Source organism: Sandaracinobacteroides saxicola, assembly GCF_014117445.1.
GTDB classification, from domain to species: Bacteria; Pseudomonadota; Alphaproteobacteria; order Sphingomonadales; family Sphingomonadaceae; genus Sandaracinobacteroides_A; species Sandaracinobacteroides_A saxicola.
This window is the reverse complement of record NZ_CP059851.1, coordinates 1,352,418-1,368,456: the sequence shown is the minus strand read 5'-3', so window position 1 is coordinate 1,368,456 and position 16,039 is coordinate 1,352,418. Positions and strand designations below refer to the sequence as shown.

The window sequence follows — 16,039 nt, the reverse complement described above, 5'->3', positions numbered from 1 at the left end:
GCTATTGGTATCGCGCCGCAGCCGCCTCCAGCGCCGCCACCCGCGCTGCCATCCGCCCGGCCATCACCCCCTGCACCGCCCCCAGGATTTCCGGCCGCGCCGTTTTCGGCGTGCCGCCCCCCAGCGGCTGCGGGTCATACTCCAGCGCCAGCTGGATCGATTCGGCTACATCGCGCCCGTGCAGTTTCTCGATCACCCGAAAGGCGAAATCGATGCCGCTTGTCACACCGCCCGCAGTGATGCGGTTGCGGTCCACCACTGTCCGCTCCGCGACATAGGTCGCGCCGAACCCCGCCAGATGGTCGCCCCAGGCCCAGTGGCAGCCGGCGCGATAGCCATCCAGCAGCCCCGCCGCCGCCAGCACCAGACTGCCGGTGCACACGCTTGTCAGCCATTGCGCCCCCGCCGCCTGCCGGCGCAGCCAGTCGAGCACCTCCTCATCCGCCATCATCTCGGTGCAGCCATAGCCGCCGGGCACACAGATGAGGTCCAGCTGCGGACAGTCCGCCAGCGTCACCGTCGGCAGCAGCGCCAGGCCGCAGTCGCTCATCACCGGCTCAATGCGTTTCCAGACGAAATGCACCGTCGCCCCCGGCATCCGGTGCAGCACCTGCGCCGGTCCGGTCATGTCCAGTTGCGTCAGGTTGGGATAGAGCAGAAAACCGACGTGAAAGGGTTTCGACATTGACGCTTCTCCTGGCTGCCACCGATGTCCTTCGCGGCGTGGCGCGGCATTTCTGGTATCGCGGCTTTGCCTGCCTGTGTGAAGTGCCGCTGGGCAACGGCCGCCGCGCCGACCTGGTCGGCATCGGCGCGCGCGGCGAGGTCGCGCTGGTGGAGGTGAAGGTCAGCGCCGCCGACCTGCGCGGCGACCGCAAATGGACCGACTATCTGGATTATTGCGACGAATATTGGTGGGCGGTGCCCGAAGGTCCGCTGGCGGGGATCGTGGCGGACGCCGCATATCTTCCCGACCGTTCCGGGCTGCTGATCGCCGATGGCTATGAGGCGGCGGTCATCCGCCCGGCGCCGGTCGTGCCCCTCAATGCCGCCCGCCGCAGGGCCGAACTGCTTCGCTTCGCCCGCTGCGCCGCCCACCGCGCCATGCGCGGCGCGGACGCGGGCTTCGACGGCTATGGCGAGCTTTAGCCCCCCACCGTCACCTTCGCCGTCGCCGCATTGCGCGTCCCCGCCGGCGCATCCAGCAGCTCGCGCAGGAAGGCGCCCTTGTCCACGCCGATGGTCTTCGGGTCGCCGGCGTTGTTGCGGATCATCGGGTCTGCCTTGGTCGCCTTCGCACCTTCCAGCAGCGCCTTCTCGCTCTCGGACTTCGGCGGCAGCACCACACCCGGCCCGAACAGCGCCTCCAGCGCCTGCGTCTGGCTGTCGGCCGCGAGCGGTCGCGGCGCGCCCGGCCGCGGCGGCGCCAGCGTGAACTCCGGCGGCACCACCAGCGGCGCCGAGCGGCCCACCGCGAACTCGTCGGGCCGCTTGCGGTCGGCGATGCCGCCGCTGGCACAGGCGCTCAGCATCAGACAGGCGGCACCCAGCCCCAGCGAAATCCGAACCTTGGTCATGCCTTACTCTCCTTCGGCGCCAGCAACGCGCGCACCAGCAACAGCGCCACGCCGATGCTGATCGCCGCATCGGCCACATTGAACACATAGAAGGACCAGTTGCCGATGTGAAGGTGTACGAAGTCCACCACATAGCCGAAGCGCACCCGGTCCAGGATATTCCCCACCGCACCCCCCAGCACCAGCCCCAGCGCGATCACCTCCGGCATCGCCTTCTCCCGTGCGATCCACGCGCCCACGAACGCCGCGATGCCCGCGGTGAGCAGCGTCAGCCCCCAGCGCTCCACGCCGCTGTCCGCCTGGAACATCCCCATCGAGACGCCATAATTCTCCACCCAGGTCAGGCTGAAGAAGGGCAGCACCGGCACGCTGACCTTAGCCTGAAGGCCCAGCACCGAAATGATCCAGTATTTCACCGCCTGGTCGAGGAGGAACACCCCCGCCGCCAGTCCATAGCCCAGCCGCTTCACGCCACCGCCTCCGCGCAGCGCGTGCAAAGCTGGGTTTCCGGCGCGACATCGGGCAGGTGCCGCCAGCAGCGCGCGCATTTGGGATCGTCCGTCACCGTTGCCGAAATCCCTGCCGGGCTCTCCCCCGGCACGGGGGAGCGACTCGCCGCAGGCGAGCGGAGGGGGCCAGCATTCACCCGGGCCACCAGCAGCAACTCTGCCAGATCGAGATCGGCAAGCGCCTCGGGCACCGGCAGCGTCACCTCGGCCTCCAGGAAGCTGCGGATCACCTTCCCCTGCCGCATTGGTTCCAGCACCAGCGCCAGTTGCGCCCGCAGCGCCTCGAACGTGGCAAACCGCGCCGCCAGCCCCTCGTCGATCCACGCCGCATCGACCGCCGGATACACCCCCTGGTGCACCGAGGGCGCATCCGGATACCGCGTCGCCCAAGCCTCCTCCGCCGTGAACACCATCACCGGCGCAAGGTAGTGCACCAGCGCATGGAACAGCGTATCCAGCACCGTGCGATAGGCCCGGCGCTTCGCGCTGTCCGCAGGATCGCAATAGAGGCTGTCCTTGCGGATATCGAAGAACAGCGACGACAATTCCGTGTTGCAGAAGGCCGCCAGTCGCGCCGTCATCCGGTTGAAGGCGAAGTCCGCCACATCGGCGCGGATTTCGCCATCCAGCACCGCCAGCCGGTGCAGCACCCAGCGCTCCAGCGGCGGCATGTCACCATGCGCCACCCGCTCGGCATCGGTAAATCCGTCCAGCGCCCCCAGCAGATAGCGCAGCGTGTTCCGCAACTTTCGATAGGTCTCCACCACGCCCTTCAGGATTTCATCCGAAAGCCGCACATCCTCCTGATAATCGACGCTCGCCACCCACAGCCGCAGCACATCGGCACCATGGACATCGATGATCTTCACCGGATCGATGACATTGCCCAGCGATTTCGACATCTTCCGACCCTGGCCATCGAGCGCCATGCCGTGCGTTACCACTGTTTTATACGGCGCCCGCCCCCGCGTCCCGCAGGCTTCCAGCAGGGATGACTGGAACCACCCCCGATGCTGGTCCGACCCTTCCAGATACAGGTCCGCCTGTGCCACCCCATGCCGCGCCTCGACCACGAAGGCGTGGGTCGATCCGCTGTCGAACCACACGTCCAGGATGTCCGTGACCTGCTCATAATCCGCGGCATCATGATCCGCGCCCAGAAACGCCTGCGCCGGCACCGTCCACCAGGCATCCGCGCCCTGTTCCTTGAACGCTGCCACGATGCGCGCATTCACCGCCGGATCGCGCAGATACTCGCCGCTTTCCCGATGCACGAACAGCGTGATCGGCACCCCCCACGCCCGCTGGCGCGACAAGACCCAATCCGGCCGCCCCTCTACCATCGCCCGAATCCGGTTATACCCCCCTGCCGGCACCCACCGCGTCGCATCGATGGCCGCCAAAGCCAACTCGCGTAGCGTCGAACCATGCAAGCTCTCCCCCGGCACGGGGGAGCGACTCGCTGCGTCAGCGGCGGCGGAGGGGGCCAGCGGCCGATCCATCGCCACAAACCATTGCGGCGTGCAGCGATAGATCACCTTCTTCTTGCTGCGCCACGAATGCGGATAGCTGTGCCGATACTCCCCCGCCGACAACAACGCCCCCGCCTCGCGCAGCGCCGAACAGATCGGCCCGTCCGGCGCGTTCAGCTTCGGCGAAATCACACTCCCCTTGCCCGCCAGCCAGGCCCAGTCCGCCCGGTCGGCATAGGTGCCATCCGCCTGCACCGCGAACACCGGATCGATGCCGTGCGCCTTGCACAGCGCAAAATCATCCTCGCCATGATCCGGCGCCATATGCACCAGCCCCGTCCCCGCATCCGTCGTCACAAAATCGCCGGCGAGCAGCGGACGCCGTTCAGCGAAGAATCCGCTGAGATGGTGGAGCGGGTGGTGGGCTATTCCGCCCTTGAGAGCGTCTTTTGGCAACCGTTGTTTGACTCGGATTGAACCGCGGATACCCCTTTCAGTAATCCTAGCCTCAAGCTGCGGGATCAACTCAGTTGCGCAAATCCAAAATTTGTTCCCCCACTGATCCAGCGCGGCCATTCGATCATCTAGCGCAGCCGTCAGGCTTGCATTAACCGCTGTATCGCCCGACCATCCTGAAGCGGACAGTCCAGCAAGATAGCAAAGCGAATACTCTACATCCGCCCCATACGCCAACGCCCGGTTCGCCGGAATCGTCCACGGCGTCGTCGTCCAGATCACCGCATAAACCGGCCCGTGTTTCAACAGATCAGGATAATTCGGCGCCTCGACAATCTCGAACGCCACATCGATCTGCGTCGAAACCACATCCTCATATTCGATCTCGGCCTCGGCCAGCGCGGTCTGCTCCACCGGCGACCACATCACCGGCTTGGCCCCGCGATACACCTGACCGCTGGTCGCAAACTTCATCAGCTCGGCCGCGATCACCGCCTCGCTGCCGAAATCCATGGTGAGGTAGGGTTCGTCCCAGTCCGCCAGCACCCCCAGCCGCTTCAGCTGCTCCCGCTGCACCCCCACCCAATGCGCGGCATAGGCCCTGCATTCAGCGCGAAAGCTGAGGAAATCCACCTCCTCCTTCTTCCGCCCCTTGGCGCGATAGCCCTCCTCCACCTTCCACTCGATCGGCAGCCCGTGGCAGTCCCAGCCGGGGATATAGGGCGCATCGAACCCCAGCATGCCATGCGTCCGGCACGCCAGGTCCTTCAGCGTGTGGTTCATCGCATGGCCCAGGTGCATGTCGCCGTTGGCATAGGGCGGGCCGTCGTGGAAGATCCACTTCGGCGCATCGGCGCGCGCGCGCCGGATGCTGCCATACAGGTCGCCGGCCAGCCATCGCGCCAGCCGCGCCGGCTCGCTCGCCGCCAGCCCAGCCTTCATCGGAAAGTCGGTCTTGGGCAGAAAAACAGTCTGGCGGTAATCTGCCGCCGCGGAAACAGTCTCGGTCATGGCCGCGCCGCTTAGCGCACCCCATCCCCCCACGCCACGCCAAAAGCTCCACCGCTACAACGACACCGCTTCAAGCCCCTCCCCCGCTTGCGGGGCAGGCGACTCGCAAAGCGAGCGGGAGGGGGGCCTGTCCACATGCCCCAGCCTTGCGAACGCCAATCAATCGCACCCAACATGCTGATTTTCTTTGCGAATAAATATCACAAGCAAAGATAGTCGTTGTCCTGAACCCATGGCCGGCGTAAGCCGACCATGAACAGGAGACATCCCATGCGCGGCGACAAGAAGGTTATCGAATATCTGAACGCGGTGCTGAAAGGCGAACTCACCGCCATCAACCAATATTTCATGCACTACCGCCTGCTCGACAATTGGGGTGTCAAGAAGCTGGCAAAGTATGAATATCACGAATCCATCGACGAGATGAAGCATGCCGACAAGCTGATGGAACGCATCCTGTTCCTGGACGGCCTGCCCAACCTCCAGGCGCTCAATCGGCTGCGCATCGGCGAGAATGTGCCCGAACTCCTGACCGCCGACCTGGAGCTGGAATATGAAGCGGTCGCCCTGCTGAAAGAGGCGATCCCCTATTGCGAAAGCGTCCGCGACTTCGTCAGCCGCGACCTCTTCGCCCACATCCTCAGCGCCGAGGAGGAGCATGTCGACTTCATCGAAACCCAGCAGAAGATGATCGCCGACATGGGCCTGCAAAACTACCTGCAACTCCAAAGCGAAGCCGCCGGCAGCTAGAGCTCCACCACCCGCAGGATATCCGTGTTCGCCCGCGTATGCACCTGCGCATAGATGCGCCAGCCGCCGCTGTTGACGCCGATGATCGTCACATCCTCGCCATCGACATATTCGCCATTGCCCATGTTCGTGCCCTGTCCGAACAGTGTCCAGCCCCCGCCGCGCTGCGCCAGCCCCGCCCGCAGCGCCGGCCCCGTCAACCCGGCATTGGGTTGCAGGTGCGCGATCCGGTTCGTCCCCTTGTCCCAGATGAAGCAGCAATTGGTGATCTGGCTGGTGATGGCGAACCGCACCCCGCCGAACCCCGCCAACGTATCGAAAAAACCGTCGTGCATCAGGTTGAAATCGGTCGCCCGCTTCATCGGGATATAGCCCATCACCTCCTGCACCGCGTCCACCGCCATGAACGCCATCGCGCCCGGCGCCATGATCCGTGCCGCCCGCCCTGCGGGATGCCCTTGGGTCTGGATATAGCCTGCGCGGTCGGCCCGGTTCGCCGCCCCCGGGTTGGCAATGGCCCCGCCCCGCCCGCCGAAATCCACCGCCCGCGTATTCGCCACCGCAGGCGGCGCCGAGTAGATGAACAAATGCCGCGACAGCAGCCAGTTGCCGGCATTCTGATGCAGCATGTCGAGCGAACGCTGGTTGGACATCGCTTCCCCCCTCAGATCATCAGCGGCCCATGCTCCAGCCTGGGCAGCACATGCCGCGCGAACAAATCCGCTTCCGCCGCGTGCGGATAGCCAGACAGGATGAACGCCTCGATGCCCTCCGCCTGGTAAGCGCGCAGCTTCGCCAGCACCTGGTCCGGATCGCCCACGATCGCCGCGCCACACCCCGACCGCGCCCGGCCGATGCCCGTCCACAGATTATCCTCGACATAGCCGTCCGCCGCCGCCTCGCGCAGCGCCGCCTGCCGCGCCACGCCAACGCTGGTCGAATCGAGCGACTTCGCCCGGATCGCCGCGCCGGTCGCGGCATCCAGCTTGGACAGCAGCCGGTCGGCCTGTGCCCGTGCTTCCGCCTCGGTCTCCCGACAGATCACATGCACGCGATAACCGAACTTCAACGTCCGGCCATAAGTGGCTGCGCGAGAACGCATATCCGCCACGATCTCCCGCACCGCCGGCAGCGTATCGGGCCACATCAGATAGACATCCGCCGCCCGCGCCGCCGCATCGCGCGCGTCCGGCGACAGCCCGCCGAAATAGAGCGGCGGGCATTTGCCGCTCACCGTCCCCACCCGCGGCGGGTCGAGCTTCAACCGGTAATGCTCGCCCTGATGGTCCAGCGCCTCGCCGTTCAGCAGCGTCTTCAGGATCGTCATCAGCTCGACGGTTCGCGCATAGCGCGGCGCACTCGCCAGCGCCTCGCCGGGCATCTCGCTGCTGATGATGTTCACCGTCAGCCGACCGCCCAGCATGCGATCCAGCGTCGCCAGCTGCCGCGCCAGCTGCGGTGGCCACGCCTCCCCCACCCGCACCGCCAGCAGCAGGCGGATGGTGCGCGTCAGCGGCGCCATCGCAGCGGCAAAGGCGGTGCTGTCGATCCCCAGCGCATAGCCGGACGGCAGCAGCACATTGTCGAACCCGCCTTTCTCGGCGGTCAGCACGATGTTCCGGCAATGCTCGAAACTGCTCTTCAGTGTGGCATCCGGCACACCCAGAAACTCATAATCGTCGTCGCACAGCGCCGAAAACCAGCTTACCTCGCATTGTCCCACGGTCACAACCTCCCCGCCCAACTTCCTGCCCTATGGCAGTTTTTCGCCCATGCTCGCCTGCAACACGGCATACCATTCCGCGCGGCTCCAGCGGACCTTGAAGGCATCCGCCGCCTCAGCGATCCTGCCCGCATTCTGCGTGCCGACGATCGGGATCGGCTTCGCCGGATGCACCCCCACCCAGCTGTAGGCAACCGCCGTCCGGCTCACGCCCGCCTCCGCCGCCTTGGCGTCCAGCAGCGCGATCACGTCGGCCACCCTGCCCTCGCCCACCGGCGCCGCCAGCCGCCCCTGCCCCAGCGGCGACCAGGCCAGCACCGTCAGGCCATGCCCCATCGCGGTGTCCATGATCCGGTCGAACAGCGGCGCGGTTGCCAGCGCGCTGAACTCCGGCTGCACGCTCACCAGCGGCGCCTTCAGATAGCGCTGCAACGCCGCGATCTGCGCCGCGGTATAATTGCTCACCCCCAGCGCTCGCACCTTGCCGCTCGCCACCAGCGCATCCAGCGCGCGCGCCACCTCGGCCGGATGCGCCAGCAGGTCGGGCCGGTGGATTTGCCACAGGTCGAGCGTATCCACCCCCAGCCGCGTCAGCGATGCCTCCACCGCCTCCGCGATATAGCCGGCGCTGCTGTCATAGGGCACACCCATGCGGATGCCGCCCTTGCTCGCCAACACCATCCGCCCCCGCAGGCCCGGGTCGGCCGCGAACACCCGCCCCAACAGCGCCTCCGCCGCACCGAACGGCTCGTCATTGTCCGGGCCATAGATGTCCGCGGTATCGAACAGCGTGATGCCGGCATCCAGCGCGGCATTGACCAGCCGCGCCGCTGCCGTCACATCGGTACCGCGGAAGCGCCACATGCCCCAGGCCAATGGTGACACCGAAATCCCGGACGACCCCAGCGTCCGGGGCCCTTGATCAAAGAAAAGCTCGCTCATGCGGGCAGGAATGGCAGAAAGAGAATGGGAATGGGAGAGGCAATCGCACCGCTGAACTGGGGCCTGATCGGCACCGGCATGATGGGGGTGGAGCATATCCAGAACCTCGCCATCACTCCCGGCGCCCGCATCGTCGCCATCGCCGACCCGGTGGAAAACAGCCGCGCCCAGGCCAAGGCCGCCATCGCCACCGCCTTCGGTGACACACCGCTCGCCCTCCACGACAACCCCGCAGACCTGCTTGCCGCCGGCGGCATCGATGCCGTCCTCGTCGCCAGCCCCAACCACACGCACCGGGCCATCCTGGAAGCGGTGTTCGCCCACGACGTCCATATCCTCTGCGAGAAACCGCTGGCCACTAACGTTGCCGACGCCCGCTGGATCGCCACCCAGGCCAAAAGCCGCAAGAAGCTGTTCTGGACCGCGATGGAATATCGCTTCATGCCCCCCGTCGCCGAGTTCATCCGGGAAGTGCACGAGGGCCGCGTCGGACGCCTGCGCATGCTCTCGATCCGCGAGCACCGCTTCCCCTTCCTGGTGAAGGTGAACGACTGGAACCGCTTCAGCGCCAACACCGGCGGCACGATGGTGGAAAAATGCTGCCATTTCTTCGACCTGATGCGCCACATCGTCAAATCCGAACCCACGCGGGTCTACTGCAGCGGCGCCATGGACGTGAACCATGTCGGCGAACGCTATGAAGCGGGCATCCCCGACATCATCGACAACAGCTACACCATCGTCGACTTCGCCAACGGCGTCCGTGCCATGCTCGACCTGTGCATGTTCGCCGACGGCGCGGAGGAGCAGGAGGAACTGACGGCGGTCGGCGGCAAGGCCCGCCTCGATGTCGGCATCCCGTCCGGCCGCCTCACCTACAGCCCGCGCACTGGTTTCATGAACCCGAAGGCGGTCGAACGCAGCATCGTTCCGGTACCCGAAGCCGCGCTGAAGGCCGGCAGCCACCATGGCAGCACCTGGTTCCAGCACCAGGCCTTCGCCCACGCCGCCGCCACCGGCCACCCGGCGCTCGTCGGCGCGGAGGACGGCCTGCGCGCCGTCGCCATGGGTCAGGCGGCAGAGATTTCAGCGCGAGAGGGCCGCGCCGTCAACATCTCCGAGTTGCTCTAGCCCCGCAACTGCGGCTAAGGCCGCGCCGGGCACTGATAAGGATTTCCAATGCGTGTTGCGATGATCGGCTCGGGCTATGTCGGGCTCGTTTCCGGGGCCTGTTTCGCCGATTTCGGCCATGACGTCGTCTGCATCGACAAGGATGCCGGCAAGATCGAACGGCTGAAGAACAACATCATGCCGATCTTCGAACCCGGCCTCGACGATCTTGTCGCCGCCAACGTCCGCGCCGGCCGCCTGTCCTTCACCACCGACCTGAAGGAAGGCATCAAGGGCGCACAGGCGCTGTTCATCGCCGTCGGCACCCCCAGCCGGCGTGGCGACGGCCATGCCGACCTCAGCTTCGTCTATGCCGTCGCGCAGGAAATCGCCGAGGCGCTGACCGATTTTGCCGTCGTCGTCACCAAATCCACCGTCCCCGTCGGCACCGGCGACGAGGTCGAGCGCCTGATCCGCGAAGCCAATCCGGACGCCGACTTCGCCGTCGCCAGCAACCCCGAGTTCCTGCGCGAAGGCGCCGCCATCGGCGATTTCAAGCGCCCCGACCGCATCGTCATCGGCGTCGAGGACGCCCGCGCCCAGGCCGTGCTCGAGGAACTCTACCGCCCGCTCTACCTCAATCAGGCCCCGTTCATGGTCACCGCCCGGCGCACCGCCGAGCTAACCAAATATGCCGCGAACGCCTTCCTCGCCACCAAGATCACCTTCATCAACGAGATGGCCGACCTCTGCGAACGCGTCGGCGCCAATGTGCAGGACGTGGCGCGCGGCATCGGCCTCGACAATCGCATCGGCAGCAAGTTCCTGAACGCTGGCCCCGGCTATGGGGGCAGCTGCTTCCCCAAGGATACGCTCGCCCTCATCAAGACCGCTCAGGACTATGACGCTCCGGTGCGCATCGTCGAAACCGTCGCTCTGGTGAACGACAACCGCAAGCGCGCCATGGGACGCAAGGTGATCGCGGCCGCCGGCGGCAATGTCCGCGGCAAGACCGTCGCCGTCCTTGGCCTCACCTTCAAACCGAACACCGATGACATGCGCGATTCCCCGGCCATCGCCATCATCCAGACGTTGCAGGACGCCGGCGCCACCATCCGCGCCTATGATCCCGAGGGCCGCGAACAGGCGGAACTGGTGCTGAAGGACGTGGACTACACCACCGACCCCTATGCCGCGCTGACCGGCGCCGACGTCGCCGTGCTGGTGACCGAATGGGACGCCTTCCGCGCGCTCGACCTCGCCCGCGTCAAATCGGTCATGACCACCCCCACCCTGGTCGACCTGCGCAACGTCTACCGCCCCGAGGAAATGGCGCGCCACGGCATCGCCTATTCGGGGGTTGGCCGCTGATATCGTCTCCCCTCCCGCGACGATCCGATTTCGCCAAGACGTATCGCTCAACAAGCCATCCCAAGCTTTCCCCCGGCACGAGCGAGCGGCTTGGCGCAACCGAGCAAGGGGGGCCCCGGCAGACCCCCATGCAGGTCAATCCACCCGACGCACCATGGGTTCCCGCGACCAGATTCGCAGCTCCCGCGCCACCTCCAGCCACTCGTCCACATCCCCAGCGCTCTCGATCATTACCACCCCGGCGTCCGCCATCACGCCGGCCTTGTCCAGCAAGGGTTGCGCCCCGGCCGACGCGCCGATGATCTTCAGATGCTGGAATGCGTCATGCACCCAGGCCACCGCCGCCGCCTGCGCCGCCATCATTGCCGCAGCCTCCGCCGACACCAGCAACCCCACGCTGTCGAACAGCACCGACGGTCCACCCGCCAGCGCATGATCGGCCGCTACCTTGCTGCCATCGTCCAGTGTCACGCCACCGATCTTCGGCGCGACGATCTTCAGCGTCGCTTCCGCTGCCGCAACACTTTCCTGCAACGCTGCCAGCAACGTCGCGTCCGCGCCTTCGCTCAGCAGAACCCCCACGCACCGGCCTTTCAGCGTCATCGGCGGATTGGCCATCATACTCACCGCGGCGGTATGTGGCAGGTCGACGGGTTCAACGGCCACCGGCGGCGCTGGCACGTCATCGTCAAAGCCCAGACCGGCCGCCACGCGCCTGCCCAGGCTCGCCTCGATGACCATCAGATGCCCCAGCATCGCTGCCCGCACCGCCAGCGTTTCCACCTTGCCCAGCTCGAACACCAGCGCGGCAACGATATGGTCCTGCTCGGTCGTCGCCTGGCTTAGATAGAATTGACGCGCCTGGCTGTAATGGTCGCTGAAACTCGCCGACCGTTCCCGAACCGTCGCCCCCGATACCGAAGCGGGAAAGGTTCGGAACCCGGCTGCCGGGTCGGCGCGCGGTCCGCTCGGGTCCAGCATGGAAGGCGAATAGCTGACCCGACCCTTGTGAACCTCGGTCTGCATGTGCCCCTCCCGTTGGAAGGTCGCGAACGGGCAGCGCGGCGCATTGATCGGCAGCTTGGTGAAATTGGTCGACCCCAGCCGCTTCAGTTGCGTGTCAAGATAGCTGAAGTTGCGTCCATGCAGCAGAGGGTCGTCGGAAAAATCGATGCCCGGCACAAGGTTCGACGTGCAGAACGCCACCTGTTCCGTTTCATCGAACACGTTTGACGGGTTGCGGTTCAGCGTCAGCGTCCCGATCCGCCGCAATGGCACCAGCTCCTCGGGAATGAACTTGGTCGGATCGAGGTGATCGAAGGGAAAAGCCTCCGCCTCCGCCTCGCTGAACAGCTGCACGGCAAGCTCCCATTCGGGGAAGTCGCCCTTCTCAATCGCCTCATACAGGTCACGCCGGTGGAAATCGGGGTCGGCGCCATTGATTTTCACCGCCTCATCCCACACCACGGATTGGCACCCCAATGCCGGCTTCCAGTGGAGCTTCACGAATGTGGACTGTCCGGCATCGTTCACAAGCCGGAAACTGTGCACCCCGAACCCCTCCATCATCCGCAGCGACCGGGGAATGGTGCGGTCTGACATCTGCCACATCACCATGTGCATGGCCTCCGGCGTCAGCGCAATGAAGTCCCAGAAGGTATCATGCGCGGAGGCCGCCTGCGGGAAGCCCCGGTCAGGCTCCTCCTTCACGGCATGGACCAGATCGGGAAACTTGATGGCGTCCTGCACGAAGAACACCGGGATATTGTTCCCGACCAGGTCCCAATTTCCTTCCCCGGTATAGAATTTCACTGCGAACCCCCGCACGTCACGGGCAAGGTCGGCCGAGCCACGGTTTCCCGCCACGGTCGAGAAGCGCACGAACACCGGCACGTCCACAGCTGTTTCGCTAAGGACCTTTGCCCGCGTCACCTCGGCCAGGCTTTCGTACAACCGGAATACCCCGTGCGCCGCGGTCCCCCGGGCATGCACCACCCGCTCCGGAATGCGCTCATGGTCGAAATGGAAGATTTTCTCCCGCAGTGCGAAATCCTCCAGCAGCACCAGACCGCGCGGCCCTGCTTTCAGCGAATTCTGGTCATCCGACACCGGCATGCCCTGCGCCGTCGTCAACAACTGACCCTTCGGCATCGCCAGCTGGTGCCACTCGCCCCCCGCTCCCAACGTCACCGTATCGAACATCACCGGGTCAATTTGCGTGCCACGCTTTCGGCCCCGCTCCACGGCCTTGTCGGCTTGCAACTCTGCCGCCGGTTTCGTGGACGGTCTCTTGTCAGCCTTGGCCATGTCACTCTCCAGAACGCATACGGGCTGAAACCCCGCCCGGCAGGATAAGTTGCCCCCTTTTTCCCGATGAACGCTTGACTCGTAAGCAGATTGATTCGATATTTCTGCCATGGTCGAAATATCGAATCATATCGACGCCCTTTCCGCCCTCGCCCATGAAACGCGGCTCACCGTCTTCCGCGCCCTGGTGCAGGCCGGCCCCAACGGCCTTCCCGCCGGCGACCTTGCCACCCTTGCCGCCACCCCCGCCTCCACGCTCAGCAGCCATCTCGCCCGATTGGAAAGCGCGGGTCTCGTGCACGGCCGCCGCGCCTCGCGCCACATCTTCTACGCGGTCCGCTACGACGCCGTCCGCGCCCTCCTCACTTTCCTCGTCGAGGATTGCTGTGCCGGCAATCCCCAGCTCTGCGGCACCCTCTCTCCCGCGTCCCCCTGTCCCGTCCCCACGGAGGCCTGACATGCCCAAACCCCCGCCCCGCACCCTCAACGTGCTGTTCCTCTGCACCGGCAACAGCGCCCGCAGCATCATGGCAGAGGCCATCCTGCAACGCGAAGGCCTGGGGACGTTCAACGCCTTCAGCGCCGGCTCCATGCCCGCCGGCGCGGTCAACCCGGTGGCGCTCGACCTTCTCGCCAAGCTCAACCACCCCACCGAACAGCTTCGCTCGAAAAGCTGGAACGAATTCGCCGCGCCGGGTGCGCCAGAACTCGATTTCGTCTTCACCGTCTGCGACAATGCCGCCAACGAAGTCTGCCCGATCTGGCCCGGCCAGCCAATGACCGCCAACTGGGGCGTCCCCGATCCGGCCGCCTTCAGGGGTGGCGACGCGGAAACCTATGCCGTCTTCGAAGACACGTACCGCATGTTGCGCAGCCGCATCTCCATCTTCGTCAACCTGCCGTTCGACGCGCTCGATTCGCTCTCGCTGCAATCCCGCCTCAACGCCATCGGAACGCCGCAGCCATGAAACGCTTCCACGTCCATATGGGCGTCGATGACCTGGCGCAATCCATCCGCTTCTATTCCACCCTGTTCGCCGCCGAACCCACGGTCGTCAAATCCGATTATGCCAAATGGATGCTGGAGGATCCGCGCGTCAATTTCGCCATCAGCAGCGGCCACGCCAGCCGCGGCGTCGAACATCTGGGCATCCAGGCGGAGGACAGCGCGGAACTCGCCGACGTCTATCGCCGCCTGCAAGCCGCCGATGCGCCGGTGATGGCAGAAGGCGCCACCACCTGCTGCTACGCCCGGTCGGAAAAAAGCTGGATCGCCGACCCGCAGGGTGTCGTCTGGGAAACCTTCCTCACCCATGGCGACGCGACCGACTATGGCGCCAGCCCTGACCTCACCCGGATGCAGCCCGGCGCACTTCTCCCTTCGCCAACCCCCGCCCCCTGCTGCGGATGACCCCCCTCCCCCACCGCCTGCTCGCCGAATTCCTCGGCTGCCTCCTCCTGTTCGCCAGCGTCATCGGCTCCGGCATCCTCGCGCAGCAGCTTGCCGCCGGCAACGATGGCGTCGCCCTCCTCGGCAACACGCTGGCGACCGTCGCCATGCTCGGCCTGCTCATCACCATCCTCGGTCCGATCTCCGGCGCGCAGTTCAACCCCGCCGTCACCCTGGTGATGGCGCTGCACGAACGCACGCCCGCTGCCTCCGCGCTCGCCATCATCGCCGCGCAACTGCTCGCCGCGCCGGCTGCCGTCGCGCTCGCCCACGCCATGTTCAATCAACCGCTGTTCCAGATCGCCACGCACGCCCGCAACACGCCGGGCGAGCTGCTCGGCGAAGCGGTGGCGACCTTCACGCTCCTCCTCACCATCCTCGGCACGCTCGCCCACCGCCCCGCGGCCATCGCTCTCACGGTGCCGGCCGCCATTACCGCCGGCTATTGGTGGACCTCGTCGACCAGCTTCGCCAACCCCGCGATCACGCTTGCCCGCGCCATGACCGACAGTTTCAGCGGCATCAGACCCGGCGACACCCCCGGCTTCATCGCCGCGCAGTTTGCCGGCGCGCTTTTGGCGCTTGCCGTCGGTCGACTGCTCTTCACTTCTTCACGAAGCGATATACCACCCGGTCCGTCTTCCCCCGCACCGCGGGATTGAACACCAGCAGGTTGAGATCATCCCCCGGAGTCCGCAGCAGGTCCGATTCGCCGTCCAGCACGAACCCCGCCTTTGCGAAATCCGCCTTGATCACCGCCGGATCGATCCGGTGCGTCTTCTCCACAAACGCCCGCACATCGCTGCCCGCGGGGGCGACATGGTCGATCACCAGCACTCGCCCGCCCTTGTCGGTCGCGGCATACAGCTTCGTCAGGAACGCTGCGGGGTCCATGCGCGGAAACTTGTACTTCGCGCTTTCCCAGTAGAGATCGTGATAGACCAGGTGGAATACCGTCAGGTCGACCCCTTTCGGCAGTTCCGCATCCGCCAGCTGCGCCTTCACGAACCGCACATTGGGATGCGCCGCGATCAGCGCCTTCCACCCCGGCTCGAAGGTCGCCTCATCGAAATAGCCAGGCGGCAACAGCGCCACCACGGCCCCCTTGGGTCCCACCGCCTGGGCGTAGAGCCGCGAGTAATAGCCATCGCCGGCGATCACATCCAGCACGGTGTCGCCCGGCTTTACCTTCGAAAAGGCCATCATCTCCAGCGGCTTTCGGCTGGCATCCAGCTTGACCTCATCGGCTGGCCGGTCCGGCGCCGCAAGGTTCACGCCCTGGGCGCAAAGGGGTGCCGCCAACAACAGGGCGGCGAATATCAGGCTACGCATGAACGGTTCCTCCCGTGCACAGGCTGCGC

At 65.9% G+C, this 16,039-nt stretch carries 17 protein-coding genes; 8 read left to right on the top strand and 9 right to left on the bottom strand.

Annotated features, from left to right (window positions below):
* Window position 1 precedes the first annotated feature (1 nt).
* Window positions 2-685: a DJ-1/PfpI family protein gene (locus H3309_RS06925; protein WP_182298004.1), complete on the bottom strand. Its 684-nt coding sequence runs from the start codon at window positions 683-685 to the stop codon at window positions 2-4.
* Between H3309_RS06925 and H3309_RS06920 the strand changes: the two genes are divergently transcribed.
* Complete coding sequence (locus H3309_RS06920; protein ID WP_182298003.1) at window positions 685-1,149, top strand: MmcB family DNA repair protein; 465 nt, start codon at window positions 685-687, stop codon at window positions 1,147-1,149. The genes H3309_RS06925 and H3309_RS06920 overlap by 1 nt on opposite strands.
* Here H3309_RS06920 and H3309_RS06915 read toward each other — a convergent pair.
* The 3 genes from H3309_RS06915 to ileS are packed head-to-tail and all read right to left on the bottom strand — an operon-like array spanning window position 1,146 to window position 5,025.
* Window positions 1,146-1,577: a DUF3035 domain-containing protein gene (locus H3309_RS06915; RefSeq protein WP_182298002.1), complete on the bottom strand. Its 432-nt coding sequence runs from the start codon at window positions 1,575-1,577 to the stop codon at window positions 1,146-1,148. The two genes, H3309_RS06920 and H3309_RS06915, sit on opposite strands and share 4 nt — an antisense overlap.
* Window positions 1,574-2,047, bottom strand: coding sequence for a signal peptidase II (gene lspA / locus H3309_RS06910; protein ID WP_243453873.1), 474 nt, complete (start codon window positions 2,045-2,047; stop codon window positions 1,574-1,576). Before lspA ends, H3309_RS06915 begins: the two co-directional genes overlap by 4 nt.
* Entirely contained in the window at window positions 2,044-5,025 is a 2,982-nt protein-coding gene (ileS, locus tag H3309_RS06905; RefSeq protein ID WP_182298000.1) for an isoleucine--tRNA ligase, read from the bottom strand. The genes lspA and ileS overlap by 4 nt, the downstream gene beginning before the upstream one ends.
* Window positions 5,026-5,295: 270 nt before the next feature.
* Between ileS and bfr the strand changes: the two genes are divergently transcribed.
* Window positions 5,296-5,775, top strand: a complete 480-nt coding sequence (gene bfr, locus H3309_RS06900) for a bacterioferritin (protein WP_182297999.1) — start codon at window positions 5,296-5,298, stop codon at window positions 5,773-5,775.
* On the opposite strand, the gene H3309_RS06895 is transcribed toward bfr, so the two are convergent.
* Genes H3309_RS06895 through H3309_RS06885 form a run of 3 tightly spaced genes read right to left on the bottom strand, consistent with a single transcriptional unit; the run spans window position 5,772 to window position 8,440 of the window.
* The gene (locus tag H3309_RS06895) at window positions 5,772-6,428 is read right to left on the bottom strand and encodes a hypothetical protein (RefSeq protein ID WP_182297998.1); all 657 of its coding nucleotides are present in this window, start codon (window positions 6,426-6,428) and stop codon (window positions 5,772-5,774) included. The genes bfr and H3309_RS06895 overlap by 4 nt on opposite strands.
* 11 nt (window positions 6,429-6,439) lie before the next feature.
* A complete protein-coding gene (locus H3309_RS06890; protein WP_182297997.1) occupies window positions 6,440-7,504 on the bottom strand; it encodes an LLM class flavin-dependent oxidoreductase in 1,065 nt (354 codons plus the stop codon).
* A gap of 24 nt (window positions 7,505-7,528) precedes the next feature.
* Window positions 7,529-8,440, bottom strand: a complete 912-nt coding sequence (locus H3309_RS06885) for an aldo/keto reductase (RefSeq protein ID WP_182297996.1) — start codon at window positions 8,438-8,440, stop codon at window positions 7,529-7,531.
* 30 nt (window positions 8,441-8,470) lie between these two features.
* Here H3309_RS06885 and H3309_RS06880 point away from each other — a divergent pair, with 30 nt between their 5' ends.
* Both H3309_RS06880 and H3309_RS06875 read left to right on the top strand, forming a co-directional pair.
* Window positions 8,471-9,571 carry a Gfo/Idh/MocA family protein gene (locus H3309_RS06880; protein WP_182297995.1) on the top strand — a complete coding sequence of 367 codons (1,101 nt, stop codon included), beginning with the start codon at window positions 8,471-8,473 and terminating at the stop codon, window positions 9,569-9,571.
* Between the two features lie 48 nt (window positions 9,572-9,619).
* Window positions 9,620-10,921, top strand: coding sequence for a UDP-glucose dehydrogenase family protein (locus H3309_RS06875; RefSeq protein ID WP_182297994.1), 1,302 nt, complete (start codon window positions 9,620-9,622; stop codon window positions 10,919-10,921).
* Window positions 10,922-11,056: 135 nt separating this feature from the next.
* Here H3309_RS06875 and H3309_RS06870 read toward each other — a convergent pair whose 3' ends face one another.
* On the bottom strand, window positions 11,057-13,123 hold the full coding sequence (locus H3309_RS06870) for a catalase (RefSeq protein WP_182298552.1): 2,067 nt from the start codon (window positions 13,121-13,123) through the stop codon (window positions 11,057-11,059).
* 214 nt (window positions 13,124-13,337) lie between these two features.
* On the opposite strand from H3309_RS06870, the gene H3309_RS06865 reads away from it, so the two are divergent.
* Genes H3309_RS06865 through H3309_RS06850 form a run of 4 tightly spaced genes read left to right on the top strand, consistent with a single transcriptional unit; the run spans window position 13,338 to window position 15,340 of the window.
* The gene (locus H3309_RS06865; protein ID WP_182297993.1) at window positions 13,338-13,685 is read left to right on the top strand and encodes an ArsR/SmtB family transcription factor; all 348 of its coding nucleotides are present in this window, start codon (window positions 13,338-13,340) and stop codon (window positions 13,683-13,685) included.
* 1 nt (window position 13,686) lies between these two features.
* Window positions 13,687-14,196: an arsenate reductase ArsC gene (locus H3309_RS06860; RefSeq protein WP_182297992.1), complete on the top strand. Its 510-nt coding sequence runs from the start codon at window positions 13,687-13,689 to the stop codon at window positions 14,194-14,196.
* Window positions 14,193-14,639, top strand: a complete 447-nt coding sequence (locus tag H3309_RS06855) for an ArsI/CadI family heavy metal resistance metalloenzyme (protein WP_182297991.1) — start codon at window positions 14,193-14,195, stop codon at window positions 14,637-14,639. Before H3309_RS06860 ends, H3309_RS06855 begins: the two co-directional genes overlap by 4 nt.
* On the top strand, window positions 14,636-15,340 hold the full coding sequence (locus tag H3309_RS06850) for an aquaporin (RefSeq protein WP_182297990.1): 705 nt from the start codon (window positions 14,636-14,638) through the stop codon (window positions 15,338-15,340). The genes H3309_RS06855 and H3309_RS06850 overlap by 4 nt, the downstream gene beginning before the upstream one ends.
* Here the strand turns inward: H3309_RS06850 and H3309_RS06845 are convergent.
* The gene (locus tag H3309_RS06845; RefSeq protein WP_182297989.1) at window positions 15,282-16,010 is read right to left on the bottom strand and encodes a class I SAM-dependent methyltransferase; all 729 of its coding nucleotides are present in this window, start codon (window positions 16,008-16,010) and stop codon (window positions 15,282-15,284) included. The two genes, H3309_RS06850 and H3309_RS06845, sit on opposite strands and share 59 nt — an antisense overlap.
* Between the last annotated feature and the right edge of the window lie 29 nt (window positions 16,011-16,039).

What these genes read in the sequence shown, in the direction of transcription:
- H3309_RS06925 (WP_182298004.1), bottom strand. Translation starts at nt 685, where the DNA reads ATGTCGAAACCCTTTCACGTCGGTTTTCTGCTCTATCCCAACCTGACG.
- H3309_RS06915 (WP_182298002.1), bottom strand. Translation starts at nt 1,577, where the DNA reads ATGACCAAGGTTCGGATTTCGCTGGGGCTGGGTGCCGCCTGTCTGATG.
- ileS (WP_182298000.1), bottom strand. Translation starts at nt 5,025, where the DNA reads ATGACCGAGACTGTTTCCGCGGCGGCAGATTACCGCCAGACTGTTTTT.
- bfr (WP_182297999.1), top strand. Translation starts at nt 5,296, where the DNA reads ATGCGCGGCGACAAGAAGGTTATCGAATATCTGAACGCGGTGCTGAAA.
- H3309_RS06895 (WP_182297998.1), bottom strand. Translation starts at nt 6,428, where the DNA reads ATGTCCAACCAGCGTTCGCTCGACATGCTGCATCAGAATGCCGGCAAC.
- H3309_RS06885 (WP_182297996.1), bottom strand. Translation starts at nt 8,440, where the DNA reads ATGAGCGAGCTTTTCTTTGATCAAGGGCCCCGGACGCTGGGGTCGTCC.
- H3309_RS06880 (WP_182297995.1), top strand. Translation starts at nt 8,471, where the DNA reads ATGGGAGAGGCAATCGCACCGCTGAACTGGGGCCTGATCGGCACCGGC.
- H3309_RS06875 (WP_182297994.1), top strand. Translation starts at nt 9,620, where the DNA reads ATGCGTGTTGCGATGATCGGCTCGGGCTATGTCGGGCTCGTTTCCGGG.
- H3309_RS06870 (WP_182298552.1), bottom strand. Translation starts at nt 13,123, where the DNA reads ATGTTCGATACGGTGACGTTGGGAGCGGGGGGCGAGTGGCACCAGCTG.
- H3309_RS06865 (WP_182297993.1), top strand. Translation starts at nt 13,338, where the DNA reads ATGGTCGAAATATCGAATCATATCGACGCCCTTTCCGCCCTCGCCCAT.
- H3309_RS06860 (WP_182297992.1), top strand. Translation starts at nt 13,687, where the DNA reads ATGCCCAAACCCCCGCCCCGCACCCTCAACGTGCTGTTCCTCTGCACC.
- H3309_RS06855 (WP_182297991.1), top strand. Translation starts at nt 14,193, where the DNA reads ATGAAACGCTTCCACGTCCATATGGGCGTCGATGACCTGGCGCAATCC.
- H3309_RS06850 (WP_182297990.1), top strand. Translation starts at nt 14,636, where the DNA reads ATGACCCCCCTCCCCCACCGCCTGCTCGCCGAATTCCTCGGCTGCCTC.
- H3309_RS06845 (WP_182297989.1), bottom strand. Translation starts at nt 16,010, where the DNA reads ATGCGTAGCCTGATATTCGCCGCCCTGTTGTTGGCGGCACCCCTTTGC.